This is a genomic window from Collinsella sp. AF38-3AC, assembly GCF_003474365.1.
Classification (GTDB): domain Bacteria; phylum Actinomycetota; class Coriobacteriia; order Coriobacteriales; family Coriobacteriaceae; genus Collinsella.
On sequence record NZ_QROM01000014.1, the window covers coordinates 23,159 to 35,150 of the forward strand.

An 11,992-nucleotide genomic window follows, 5' to 3' on the forward strand; every position below is an offset into this window, starting at 1 on the left:
GCGTATCTTTGGAGACTCCTATTCCCTGCCGAGGTTATTTCGCTCGGCGCGGTGGAAAGCCTGGAAAACGGGGCTTACCCCGTCTACGTCAGCTGTGCGCCCATCGGCAAGGGCGCCGGCGAGCTCCCTAACCCCATCAATGAGTTGATTTGCAGTCGAGACGCCATATAGGTCGTAACTTGTGAGGCAGTTCCATATCTCGAAGCGCTTATGCCATGGCATCGAAGCGGTTTGACCTTCAAGGAGCGCCGCGGCCTCGGATGCGATTTGCTCGCCGAAATCTTCGGCTGCAAAGGCGAGAAATGCGTCTCGCGTATCCGATACGAAATCCTCGGCTTTGTAGGTCGACGTCACGGAAAAATTGGCCTCCACAATACCGGTCTTGGTGTCCTTCGTCTCGGTAAGGATGCCGAACTCAAGCTCTGGGGCGGCTATATCCTCGAGGCCGCGTCGGTTGCAGAATACGACTTCGTGTCGGTAGATGGTCTCCGCCAGGCGCTGGTACCCGCGAAGCTCTCGCCTCGCGAAGTTCAGGCTCGAGCGAAACTCGCCGCTTCCAAAAGCCCCGCTAACATCCCGATCACCGATGAATGCCGCCGCCAAATAACTCTTTGTAGCCATATTGAGTCCCTTCTACTAAGGCCTGCGAAACGCCTATCGTTGCGCTAGTTGCATATGTCAAAAGGCAGGCAATCTTTCGACCACCTGCCTTTTGGTTCCTACTGGTCTCGACGCTGGGCCATGAATTCGATATCCTCGACGATCACCTCGAGCTTGGTACGATGCTGTCCATCCTTCTCCCACTGGGTGAAGCGGAGCTTGCCCTCGATGGCAATCTTGTCGCCTTTCTGCATGTGCTTGGAGACTGCCTCGGCGCGGGTTCCGAACATCGAGCAATCGACGAAATTGGGGTAATCCTCCCACTCGCCGGTCTGCGCGTTGCGACGGCGGTCGTTGACGGCGAGACCGATCGAGAGGACGGGGGTACCGCCTGCGGTAGCGCGGAGCTCGGGGTCACGGGTGAGGTTGCCGGAAAGCAGAACGCGGTTGATAGACATGGTGTGTGTTCCTTCCACTAGGATTACGGGATGCCTTTCATCCCGCTTGTTGGCATATAGTATAGTTGGTTACTGGCTGGGATGCAAGATCGAATTGCAAAATAGTTTGAAAAACTTTGGGATCCACCAAATATAATTCGCCGATTCAATGCGGCGAACTTAACGAAAAAGGGCGACCGTTACCGAACGCCCTCTAGGCTATCTATGCAGTCCTCGTGTGTCCTGCCTATCCAATCACAACGCACTTGGGAACATGGTAGTAAGCGCAGTCCTCGTCGGTAAGCACGCCGACGAGATCGGCAAAGGGTGTGTATCCATCGTTTTTCTCTGGGTCATTCGGTGTGAAAACACGGGGGACATAAATCATATTGCCCTCCGCGTCAGTCGACAATCCCACAGGCATCCTTGCGATAGACTTGTCGATAGAGATCAATTCATTCAGCCTGGACATCAGCTCGCGCACCGTCATGGGACGGATTAGGCCGTCGTCCACCCTGGTCACGTACCTGGAAATATCGTTCGTGTTGGTCATTTGGGGCTTCCTTTCCGGTGAGTTGCGAAACGCCTTTCGTTCCGCTTGTTAACATATAGTATAGTTGGCTAATGGTTGAAACACAAGATCTATCTGAGAATGTTTTTCGGATAATATAGCGACCCTGCGGCCGCTATCATCTGGGAAAAGGCGCGGATATCTGCGGCTATGGGAACCGCTGTCAATTCATGGACTAGTAATTCAGGATCGCTTGGTACTCAGATTCGCAGGAGTCTCCGCGATTATCGAGGGCGTTGTAGTAATCCGCCATTACGCGCACCATACAGCGCTCACAGTACTTTGCATCGGAGCTATCGTAATCGTCGAAAGCGGGATAGGAATCGTCCCACCTTTCATCGCAGTCGGATATGCGCGGACAGCAAGAGCATACATAATCAATCGAATCACTGAGCTTCTTGTCTTTCATGGGAGTATCTCCTTCCGATTTGCAGGACGCTCTTCATCCCGCTTTTTAAATATAGTATAGGGGAAATGGGTAGAAATACAAGATCTAGCTGGGAAAATGGGACAAAAAAAGGCGACCGTTACCGATCGCCTTGAGTTGCTGAACTATGCGCCGAATAGGTCGCGGTAGCTCTCGTCGCTCCACTCCCCAATCGGATCATCGCAGCTATCATCAAGCTCGGTTTCGAGCGTATACTCGCCCCAGTTCTCGAAGTCATTCCAGAAAGCGTCGCATTCGATAATCTTGCCCAAACGCTCCAGGGCATCATTCTCGTCCTTGCCCTCAACGACGAACAGACCTTCACGATGCTCGGTGACCTTAATCGTAAAGTTCTTCATTGGGTATCTCCCTTCGGGTTTGCGGGACGCCATTCGTTCCGCTTGTTGACATATAGTATAGTTGAATAGCGAGCAGGATGCAAGATCTAACTGGGAGACCGGCATGAAAAAGGCGATCTCGCGACCACCTTTTTATAAGGTATGGCTACTCGAGACCCCAGACAGACTCCTCGCCCAGCCTTGCAAGCATCTTTTCGGCCAAATCGTCCTTCACATAGGCAAGAACGTCATGGATCTCCGACAGTTCGTATCCAGGCTTCTCACATGTCTGGTACTCGTAGCACTTGATGCAGCCGTACATCTCGCCTAGGGTAAAAGGTCTTCCGTCAGCCTTCTGCGTGAGCTTAAAATCATGAGCATGGGCCTGCTCGCCGTAACGCTCGTTGACGGATTCGTAATTGGCATCGAGAAGCATCTGCCCGACAATCTGGCCGCAAGTCGCGGAGTTGTACTTGATGCCGGACTTCTCGTCCTTCAGACCAGCGGGCTCGAAGCCGGTGCCTGCCATTGCGGCGACGATCGCGGAAATTGTGAGATCGGAAACGATGTAGCAGCTCATATGAGTACCTCCAAAAGGGTTTGCGGGACGCCTATCGTTCCGCTTGTCGACATATAGTATAGTTGAATAGCGAGCAGGATGCAAGATCTACCATGGAAAATAACTGAAAACGGATGGCCTTTCAGCCGTCCGTCTACTGGTTTCTACTGGTCTCGACGACGAGCAATGAATTCAATATCCTCGACAATCACCTCGAGTTTGGTACGGTGCTGACCGTCCTTTTCCCACTGGCTGAAGCGGAGCTTGCCGTCTACGGCAATCTTGTCGCCCTTCGCCATGTGCTTGGAGATGCCCTCGCCTCGAGTACCGAACATGGTGCAGTCGATGAAGTTCGGGCAATCCTCCCACTCGCCGGTCACGGAATTGCGTCGGCGATCGTTGACGGCAAGACCGAACGAAAGGACAGGAGTGCCGCTCGCGGTCATGCGAACCTCGGGGTCACGGGTGATGTTGCCGGAAAGCATAACGCGATTGATAGACATGGGATGTTCCTTCCTCTAGGGATGCGGGATGCCTTCATCCCGCTTGTTAGCATATAGTATAGTTGAATATAGAGTGAAATTCAAGATTTATCTTGAAAAACGAGACGAAATAAAGCGGCATGGAAGCCATTGATCACAGTGCGATCTATTCGCCTTCGCGCAGCGATTTCAAAACTATGTCACGGGCCTCCCCCTCGAGTTCCCTATCTGCTACCCTTCGAAAATAGTCGGTAGCATGATCGCCGCACGTACGCTTTTCGTCTGCTGAAACTTCATCCCAGACGCTCTCATATTCATCCTCGGCGCGGTCAGTCAGATAATAATTAAAACCCTCGGTTCCAACCAATGCCGATAGAGCCTTCTCGACCTGCGTTTCATCGTCAATATCGAGGTCGAAGTACCAAGAACGAGTTTCAGTGAACTTAAAGACTTTCTTCATGGCTGTTTCCTTTCCGAAATCAGGTGTTCATGGAGTTGAATGAGCATCCACTTAACCTGATGCACTTTAAAACTCCTGTAGCTGCCATAGGTCAATTAGGGTGTCCAAGACGGTGATTTGTTCTTCCAGAATATCCAAGTCATGCTCTACCTTCTGATATATATACTCCCCAAAGTCACGGTCTTCGGAGTGCAACCTGACCTCAAGCAAAAGTCCAACTCTCTCCATCGCCAGGCGCATCCGCTCGTAGTTCACAAGGATGATTCCTTCTTGATATTCTCAAGGCTCATGTTCTGATCGAACATTGTCGATTCCCTTCTCTGTAAGGATTGCTGAAATGGAGGGGGTTGCACCCATGCACCACCCCAAAGTAGCTAAAGCGAGTAACGGTATGCTTTTACCACCTGGCGTGCGCACTGGATTCCGTGGCTGGCAAGAAGGCAAGCGGTCGGGACCACGATACAGTTCAGATACAGGTAGTAGAACTGACAGAACCAGGCAGCGAAAATGAATGCCGACAATCCGATGAGTGCCATGACGATTCTCGGAAAGTAAAAGAAGAACGTATCCAGTTTGCGATTCATGGGGTATCTCCCTTCCGGTTTGCGGGACGCCTTTCGTTCCGCTTGTTGGCATATAGTATAGTTGATTTGAATTATGTTAGCAAGATCAAAATGAGAATAATAACGAAGAGATTTACAAATAGGGCATCCATTAAAGGATGCCCTATTGAGTAAGACTGGAAGTCAAACAACATGCCTTAGAGTAAGTCGATACGGTTCACGGGCAGATGGCGCATGACGCAGATGCCGATCACGCTGTCCTCGGAAATCGCGCCGAAATAGCGGGAATCAGCTGAGTTCTCCCTGTTGTCACCCATGACCCAGATTTCACCTTCGGGGACCTTATAGGGATAGGATATCCGTTTCGCTTTCCCGATATACAGGGGATAGGAATCGCCCTTCGCGTAATCCTCCGCGATCTTCTTTCCATCGATATAGACCGATCCGTCTTTCAAATCGACCGTCTGTCCGCCTCGCGCGATGACACGCTTGCACAGCACGTCTTTTTCGGGATCCCTCTCAGGATTTTCGAAGACGATGATATCGCCCTGCGAAACGTTTCCGCCGAGCTCAAGGGTTATCTTCTCGGCCAAAACGCTATCCCCGACCTCAATCGTGTCGCACATCGATTCGGTGGGAATACTGAAAGGCTCGATCACGAATGCTCTTATTAAAAGAACGGTCTCGATCGCCGCCAGGATTATCGCGGCGTAGATGATGGCACCCCATGGAAGCCCCGAACATGGTTTGTTTTCAGTCTCTTCCAAAGCTACCACCTAATTCATAAGGCCTTTCATCCCGATCGCAGCAAGACCGCATCCCAGAAGGACATATGTGTCGTACATGCCTAAATCTCCTTGCCAGACATTTGATTAGTCGATTTTCGTCGCTTCGCCCGTGGCGTAGTCAATCTTGTAGCCGGGCTGGACGTTATAGCAGTACACATCGAAATCGATGCTCTTTCCCTTGTCAGCAAGGGAATACGCCTGGATGCGCACGCCGCGGGCAACTAACTCGCCCGTGCGGAAATCGGGCGTCACCCTGTAGCAGACGCGACCGCCGCCGGCGAAAATAAAGTCGCTTACCTTTGTCTCATAGGGCAACATGCCCTCGACATTCATGTAACGGGTTCCCGTTATCAGATTGCGTTTCTCGGCGTTCATACCAGACAGACACCAAGCGATTAGGTGACAGCGGTTGTACAGGTACTTGCCGTCGAGCGAATCATCGCGCACCGTGTGCCAGCCGGAGGGCTTAACCATGCCGATCGAACCGCGCTTCTCTCCTCGTGATGGAGCAGTCTCGAGGGATACGACCATCTCCACCGTGCCGCAGCGCCCAGACGAATCTAGCTTGGTTAGAATCGGCTCCTTGGTTGCCGGAGCGGCAGACAACCCGCTTGTGTCCGAAAGCGCCACGGAGGGGTTGCCGGTGTATTCGGGAATCGAGATCGGCTGACTTGAAGTCGAGGTCCCATCGGGAGTCTGAGTCGACGTCACAAATTGATTTAATTTTGGATTGAAAACTAGCGCTATGCCGCAATGCGTGACGAAAGAAGCAGGGATAACAATGCAAAGCGCGATCACGAGTTTTTGTAAAAACTTAGCCTGCCGCTTTGGAACCATCATGACTCGAACTCTTTTCGGTCAGTGAGGTAATTCATTTCGCATCCTTTCCTGTCAATGCTCGGATGCGTCTCCCCCGACCGATTGGGCAGCTCTACGGCAAGTCAATCCTGCCTATAATTCCGATTTGCCTGAAGAATCTTCTCAGAGTGCATCGGGTCATTTCCTATCTTTGACGCCTTGGGGAAGCGCATTAACTGACGTTAATCTTAGCACAGCCATCGGTAGTCCATTAGTATTTGGTTGTTTTAACGGCGTATCGATATCGGGCATGTATGAAACTTATGAGACCGAAGGCCTGTGGCCTGAATCGATTCGGATAACCCTGAGCGGATTATCGAATTCCTTCGATAGAGCGAAGCTCTGTGCGGTCCCCCTACTCGAGCCGTCCCAAAAGGCGATTACGCCGCGATCGGTGAAAGTGGAAATGTAGGAGTGCATTTCGCGGTTCCTTACGTATCCTGCTCGTTTTCCATATCGTGACCAATCGGCTGGGAAGATCTGCAGCGAGTAGCCATGTTCATGGGCATATCGCTCGGCTAGGGCATCGGTACCGGATGCACCGCCCGAGACAATCTCGATATCGGTCTTGCCAGCGAGCAGGGCATCGCATTTCGCCTTGAAGGCGGCATAGTCGGTATAGCTTCTGCTACCGACTATCATACAGTGAAATGTCATGTGGGCACGTCCTTCCTTTTTCGGATTGCGGGGCGTCTATCCGTCCTGCTTTAGTCATATAGCATAGTATATTGATGGTCGGGATACAAGATCGGGGCGGCAAAAGAACATCAAAAAAGGCGATCTCACGACCGCCTTAGAAAAACACCCGATTAAGCTGTCAGCGTGCTAAGAGAAATCATACTCACCCTGAGCGATGCTGCCTTGCGGGACGTGTATTCGCGTCTCCCGCCTGTTGAAAAACAGCTGGTCGCGTGACCATTCGCCAACTATCGGTAATGCATAGTTCAAACGGACGATTTGGTAGCTATTGACCGTCTCAACCCTCGCATCATCGGCACCCGCGTCCTCGTATACTACCGCCGTTTCGGCAGGGTAGCATCTTCGTCGATAACCACCATCGTCCCGCTTCACCATCAGTACGTATTCATCGGTCGAGGTAAGGTATCCGAAGGAGAGCGCCGTCTTGCCCGACAGGCTCGATTCCGTCTTGAGCGAGGCGAGGGAGTGGGTTTCCGAAACCTCGACCTTCTCCCCGACCGATTCAATGCCCGTCGGGATGAGCGCCTGAAACAGAACGCAGATGATCGCACCTGTGGCAAGGATTGATGCGATATATAGGCGAAAGAGTCTATCAGAAGATTTTGGATTGGGAATCGCAACGGAAATCAAACTGACCGCTGCAGCGAGGATAAGCGCAAGAAATATGTATCTAAACCAAATCATGCGGGTTTGCTCCGTTTTGGTTCCATCGCATGTTCCACCGACGAATCAGGCGAGCCCGCGCGGCGTCTTCTGCACCATCCATCGAGTCGGCGATGCTGCCGGCGGCGATCATGTGCGTGCCGCATCGGTCGCAGTTCATTATCATGCGAACGTCGTAGACAGTGTTACCCTCAGCATCTTCATAGCAGTCGTCATCGTAAAGGGACGGCTCTATGTCCTGATTGCCGCAGAAAGGGCATGGAAGTATATTCAAAATCATATCCTCTCAACAGGGTTTAGAGCGGCAAACAATCTCCCGCAGTCGTTTGGAAATATCGTTTCCGTCGCCGCAGATAGACTTGCCCTCCCAGTACACCGTGCCCGTTATCGACTCAAGGTACTCGTCGAGCTCGATGAGGTCGGCAGGGTCTACAATCACTGCATCGCAGTGCGAGCAGTGAATCTGGTCTACTTTGGCGATATCAAACATCTTTCAGTCCATACACTATCGAGGCGAGCTGGTCTTCGAACTTGTACTTCATATAGTCGATGCATCATCTGCACCATGCGCGATAGATTGGCTGGCTGTTGACCGTATCAGCCCAGCCGCAGAAGCCGATGAAGCCGTCGGAGTTGAAACTTACCGCCTCGCGACCGTTCCACTGGCCGGGACAGTCGATTTTCAGATATGCCTTTACGATGCCGCCGTCCGGGTTCATCTTGTAGCAGAGGCTATCGTCCTTGCGGCGGGGAATCGTGTAGCGCGGAGTCTCGCTCTTGCGACATGATTCGGCGCACTCGATAGCAATATAGCCTTGCAGGGCATCCAAGTCGTACGGCTCGATGTCGGCATATCGCAATTTTAGAATCTGCCACAGTCTGCGACATTCCCAAGACGTCATTTCATTGGTGGGGTTGTACAAGACCTATCCCTCCGTCTTCTCGATCACGCGACCGCATATGGGGCAGTGCCAATAGAAATGGGCGCCATACTCCCCTTCGTCATGACCGCATTTGTCGCAAAACCAGACAGGCCCTGCGAAGTTCTTCGATTCGTTGTCCTCACCGCGGACGTATCTGCATGTCTGCACGTCAATCTTGTCGGCTAGGTCTCTTGCGGCACATTGCTCGACTGCGGGGTATTCCTCGTTGTAATACTTCACGTCCAAACCGAGGGCCTTGGCGAGGTCGCAAAGATCCAACAGGCCACGACGCTCCCAAATATCGTCACCCGCTACTTCCTCGGCGGCTGCATCGGAAACGGCATCGCGGATGGACATGGCGATGTCGGCTCGGCCGCGCTGCGCCTCGTCTGCATCGCCCACGGGGCGATCGACATAGTCTGCAAGTCTGAGCGTGTCGCGTCTATCAATGAGAAGCTCCCCTTCGGCGCGGTGGCATTCAATGCCCAGTTTAGACAGCGCAGCGGGGACATTGACGAATTCTGCGATGGGTTTGGAGCCTGCGAGAGCCAGGTGGCGGAGCGCGTCTGCCATCTCGCGGTTCACGTTGATTAGGTTATCCATATAGGGTCTCGTCCTCGCTATTCAGCCTTGACGGGCTTTAGTGCCGCCTGGAATTACCTGCAAAAGCGTCCTTTTGGGGGCCACAACCTTGTGTCCGCAGTAGGGGCAGTTCTTTATGAGCTCGACTCTCCATCCACCCTCGTAATTCTCGTCGGGTATGCGCACCTTGCCGATGAAGTCCGTCCGCTCCGCAAACGGAGCAGGTGAAATGGCCCGATTGCGGGCTGTTGAGGTTCTCGCACGTACCGGGGTCGATCAGGGCCGCGAGCAGTTCGAGCGTGTCCTCATCGGTAAAGGGCGCCTCGTCCGCAACAGTCTCCTCGATGATGCCGGCAATGGATGCGGGGCCTAAGGGTATACCCGCAGCGCCATGCACCTGCGAGTTATAGCGGAGCCTCGCAGCAAACGATAACCGGGTATCGCAATCCGGTAAGGGCGTGGATGATTCATAGATATTCATTTCGGCATCGTCCTGTCCATCGGAACGCTTGGGGAACGCTCGCATTAACTATAGTTATTATAGCTAATTTAATCTGCGATAATCGGCAGAGCGTAAGTCAATTTGATTATTCGCGGCGAGGCGAATCTATGAGGCTGAGCGCCCACTATCTCGCGGTTGAAAAGTGGAAGCCCACCAGGGTTTATCGAACGCACCCTCATCGGCCTGCGGGAAGGAGCGATAGACCTCAAGCTCCCACTGCCGGCGATCCGACTTCGCCACCGCATCCAGAATCAGACCGGTGGCGAGCGACAGGGCGCAGAGGAACATAAACGCCACCGCGAGGAGCGCCGTCGGCAACCGAGGCACAACGCCGGTCAATACGAACTCGCGAATGACGGGAATGCCCAAGACCGCTCCCATGATGAAAAACGCAATCGCGACCAGGGAGAAGAACTTGAGGGGGCGATAGTCCTTGAAAAGGGTGCCGACCATGGCGATAACCTTGACCCCATCGCCCACGGTGTTCAGCTTCGAGATCGAACCCTGGGGTCGATCGCGATAGTCTACGGGGACGCTTTGGATGCGCCAACGGCGGTCGACGGCGTGTATGGAAAGCTCTGTCTCGATCTGGAAGCCCTCGGAGAGCACAGGGAACGTCTTGATAAAGGGCTTGGACATGGCACGGTATCCCGTCATGACGTCGGGATATCCGTAACCGTAAATCCACTTGATCATGGCGCGGACTAGGTTGTTTCCAAATCCATGAAACGCCCGACCATTCGCCTTGGCATATGTCCCGTTGGAGAGCCTGTCGCCGACAACCATATCGGCCTGCCCAGCGAGGATTGGCTCGCATAGGGCGCCCGCCGCCTCGGCTGGATAGGTATCGTCACCGTCCACCATGAGATAGCAGGCGGCATCGATATCGCGGAACATCTGGCGGCAGACGTTGCCCTTGCCGCGGCGAGGCTCGAATCGGACGGTTGCACCGTGTTTCGCTGCAATCTCGGCGGTCGCGTCGGTCGAATCGTTGTCATAAACGTAAACCGTCGCGGCTGGCAGCTCGCGGTGGAAGTCGTCGACCACCTTGCCGATGGTCTCAGCCTCGTTGTAGCAGGGAATGATGACTGCAATCTCGTCTTGATCCACCCAGAGCACTTCCCTATTTGATATCGAGATAGACACACGGAGAACTCCATGCGCTGCCCGCGCGAGTTGCGATGTCAATATAGCTGCGCTTTGAGCGGATAACCTCGGCCTCGGCTATATCGAGCGGCAGGCGAAATAAATCCTCGTGGTCGATATAGGCCGAGCACCTCACCCGTCCGCCAGCTCGGATAATCACGAGTTCGTACACCCTGGTCTCATGTCTGCAGTATTCGACAACGGTCATGATCAGCCTCCTTTAACTTCCCTATTTGATATCTAGATAGACGCATGGGGCATCCTCTAAGCCGCCTGACCGGTTCGCGAGGCGAGTCCAGCCGCGCTCTGCGCAGACAACCTCGGCATTGGCTAAATCGGGCGGCAGGCGAATTAAATCCTTGTGGTCGATATAGGCCGAGCAACTCACCCATCCACCAACTCGGATAATCACGAGATCGCGCCACTTGGCCTCTTCGCGGCAATACTGGATAACGGTCATCGGTCTACTCCTTGTCCTTGTCGGACAGATTCTTCTCGAACTGCTTCAGCAGCTCGAGCTTCTGGGTCTCAATCTCGTTGCGCTTGCGCATCTCGTCGGCAACCCTCTCCAACCTGCGTTCGATGGAGTACAGGTCACTTGCATCTAAAGACATTTCGAGTTCCTTTCCCTTGACTGCGTTCCGGCGGTTTTTTCGCAGCAACACTCGATAACGGTCATTTATCTAACCTTTCGAAAATTTCGCCCGCAAATCGGGCAATAGTTGATGGGAATCCATGCACGGTCGATATCGTTGTCGTGGGACATCGTCAAATGCGCCCCATGCGGGTCACTGACATCGAGCGTGAGCCCTATCCCGTCAATCAGGTCCATGTCCCCGCTGACGGTATCGATATCGCCCAAGGGCTTGGGATTGTATGGGGAGCACCACGGACAATATGAGCCGAAGACACCGCGTGAGGTCCGCCAAGTGTTGTAGCTGTGGTTCACCATCCGATACAGGAGCTCGGAGGCGGGTGCGGTGCGAAAGCTCCCTGCGCCGATGCTGAGATCGAATTTCTTTCGCAGCCGACCCCCAGCGTCTGGACAGAATACCGCTGCGCCATTGGGGAGCCCCATCGTCTGGTAGAGTGATTCGGCGAGACTCTGCGGACAGACAAGCCAGTTCGAATCGCCTTGGAAAGTCAGGCCATGGCCGCTCTTGAAATCGGCCATGCTTGATTTGACTTCGACGAAGACGAACTCACCCCGCTCTATGGAAGATGGGGACGGCGATGAGCGTCCGGGACTGAAACTTTCAGGCTTGAAAGCGACGAAATCAACGCGGTGGTCATCGTCCACCCAGACCTCGGACGCCACCAGCGAGTACTCATGGCGCAGGCGGGCCAATACGCGCTCGGACAGATAGCTCGTGATGTTATCGCGTTGTCTCATT

The 11,992-nt window shown here is 53.5% G+C and carries 22 protein-coding genes; all 22 read right to left on the reverse strand.

Translation table 11 applies throughout. The annotated features are described in order from the left end of the window. Positions 1 to 18 precede the first annotated feature (18 nt). The 22 genes from DW029_RS08230 to DW029_RS11520 all read right to left on the reverse strand — a co-directional run bounded on the left by DW029_RS08230 (position 19) and on the right by DW029_RS11520 (position 11,991). Positions 19 to 621, reverse strand: a complete 603-nt coding sequence (locus DW029_RS08230; protein ID WP_233543842.1) for a hypothetical protein — start codon at positions 619 to 621, stop codon at positions 19 to 21. 98 nt (positions 622 to 719) lie between these two features. Beyond that, the gene (locus tag DW029_RS08235; RefSeq protein ID WP_118345747.1) at positions 720 to 1,058 is read right to left on the reverse strand and encodes a single-stranded DNA-binding protein; all 339 of its coding nucleotides are present in this window, start codon (positions 1,056 to 1,058) and stop codon (positions 720 to 722) included. Positions 1,059 to 1,284: 226 nt separating this feature from the next. Then, on the reverse strand, positions 1,285 to 1,590 hold the full coding sequence (locus tag DW029_RS08240; RefSeq protein WP_118345748.1) for a hypothetical protein: 306 nt from the start codon (positions 1,588 to 1,590) through the stop codon (positions 1,285 to 1,287). 193 nt (positions 1,591 to 1,783) lie between these two features. Continuing rightward, positions 1,784 to 2,017, reverse strand: coding sequence for a hypothetical protein (locus DW029_RS08245; protein WP_118345749.1), 234 nt, complete (start codon positions 2,015 to 2,017; stop codon positions 1,784 to 1,786). 143 nt (positions 2,018 to 2,160) lie between these two features. Beyond that, positions 2,161 to 2,394: a hypothetical protein gene (locus tag DW029_RS08250; protein ID WP_118345750.1), complete on the reverse strand. Its 234-nt coding sequence runs from the start codon at positions 2,392 to 2,394 to the stop codon at positions 2,161 to 2,163. Between the two features lie 145 nt (positions 2,395 to 2,539). Then, positions 2,540 to 2,953, reverse strand: a complete 414-nt coding sequence (locus DW029_RS08255; RefSeq protein ID WP_118345751.1) for a hypothetical protein — start codon at positions 2,951 to 2,953, stop codon at positions 2,540 to 2,542. Between the two features lie 143 nt (positions 2,954 to 3,096). Continuing rightward, on the reverse strand, positions 3,097 to 3,435 hold the full coding sequence (locus DW029_RS08260; RefSeq protein ID WP_118345752.1) for a single-stranded DNA-binding protein: 339 nt from the start codon (positions 3,433 to 3,435) through the stop codon (positions 3,097 to 3,099). Positions 3,436 to 3,580: 145 nt separating this feature from the next. Beyond that, a complete protein-coding gene (locus DW029_RS08265; RefSeq protein ID WP_118345753.1) occupies positions 3,581 to 3,874 on the reverse strand; it encodes a hypothetical protein in 294 nt (97 codons plus the stop codon). Between the two features lie 374 nt (positions 3,875 to 4,248). Then, positions 4,249 to 4,458, reverse strand: a complete 210-nt coding sequence (locus tag DW029_RS08275; protein WP_118345755.1) for a hypothetical protein — start codon at positions 4,456 to 4,458, stop codon at positions 4,249 to 4,251. Between the two features lie 176 nt (positions 4,459 to 4,634). After that, positions 4,635 to 5,204, reverse strand: a complete 570-nt coding sequence (gene lepB / locus DW029_RS08280; protein WP_158572644.1) for a signal peptidase I — start codon at positions 5,202 to 5,204, stop codon at positions 4,635 to 4,637. Between the two features lie 105 nt (positions 5,205 to 5,309). Next, complete coding sequence (locus DW029_RS08285; protein ID WP_199582611.1) at positions 5,310 to 5,936, reverse strand: DNA/RNA non-specific endonuclease; 627 nt, start codon at positions 5,934 to 5,936, stop codon at positions 5,310 to 5,312. A 408-nt stretch (positions 5,937 to 6,344) separates the two neighbouring features. Beyond that, positions 6,345 to 6,740, reverse strand: a complete 396-nt coding sequence (locus DW029_RS08290) for a DUF2493 domain-containing protein (RefSeq protein ID WP_118345757.1) — start codon at positions 6,738 to 6,740, stop codon at positions 6,345 to 6,347. Positions 6,741 to 6,908: 168 nt separating this feature from the next. Beyond that, on the reverse strand, positions 6,909 to 7,466 hold the full coding sequence (locus DW029_RS08295; RefSeq protein WP_118345758.1) for a hypothetical protein: 558 nt from the start codon (positions 7,464 to 7,466) through the stop codon (positions 6,909 to 6,911). Then, entirely contained in the window at positions 7,453 to 7,719 is a 267-nt protein-coding gene (locus tag DW029_RS11330; protein WP_158572645.1) for a hypothetical protein, read from the reverse strand. The genes DW029_RS08295 and DW029_RS11330 overlap by 14 nt, the downstream gene beginning before the upstream one ends. Before the next feature lie 12 nt (positions 7,720 to 7,731). Next, positions 7,732 to 7,935: a hypothetical protein gene (locus DW029_RS08305; protein WP_118345760.1), complete on the reverse strand. Its 204-nt coding sequence runs from the start codon at positions 7,933 to 7,935 to the stop codon at positions 7,732 to 7,734. Between the two features lie 64 nt (positions 7,936 to 7,999). Beyond that, positions 8,000 to 8,368 (reverse strand): hypothetical protein, encoded by a 369-nt coding sequence (locus tag DW029_RS08310; protein WP_147351894.1) that lies wholly within the window; start codon positions 8,366 to 8,368, stop codon positions 8,000 to 8,002. A gap of 3 nt (positions 8,369 to 8,371) precedes the next feature. Next, on the reverse strand, positions 8,372 to 8,971 hold the full coding sequence (locus DW029_RS08315; protein ID WP_118345762.1) for a hypothetical protein: 600 nt from the start codon (positions 8,969 to 8,971) through the stop codon (positions 8,372 to 8,374). Positions 8,972 to 9,557: 586 nt separating this feature from the next. Continuing rightward, on the reverse strand, positions 9,558 to 10,562 hold the full coding sequence (locus DW029_RS08320) for a glycosyltransferase family 2 protein (protein ID WP_199582614.1): 1,005 nt from the start codon (positions 10,560 to 10,562) through the stop codon (positions 9,558 to 9,560). 13 nt (positions 10,563 to 10,575) lie between these two features. After that, entirely contained in the window at positions 10,576 to 10,806 is a 231-nt protein-coding gene (locus tag DW029_RS08325) for a hypothetical protein (RefSeq protein ID WP_118345763.1), read from the reverse strand. Between the two features lie 21 nt (positions 10,807 to 10,827). Beyond that, positions 10,828 to 11,058 (reverse strand): hypothetical protein, encoded by a 231-nt coding sequence (locus tag DW029_RS08330; RefSeq protein WP_118345764.1) that lies wholly within the window; start codon positions 11,056 to 11,058, stop codon positions 10,828 to 10,830. 4 nt (positions 11,059 to 11,062) lie between these two features. Continuing rightward, entirely contained in the window at positions 11,063 to 11,212 is a 150-nt protein-coding gene (locus tag DW029_RS11335; RefSeq protein WP_158572646.1) for a hypothetical protein, read from the reverse strand. A 65-nt stretch (positions 11,213 to 11,277) separates the two neighbouring features. Beyond that, positions 11,278 to 11,991 (reverse strand): hypothetical protein, encoded by a 714-nt coding sequence (locus DW029_RS11520; RefSeq protein WP_199582617.1) that lies wholly within the window; start codon positions 11,989 to 11,991, stop codon positions 11,278 to 11,280. Between the last annotated feature and the right edge of the window lies 1 nt (position 11,992).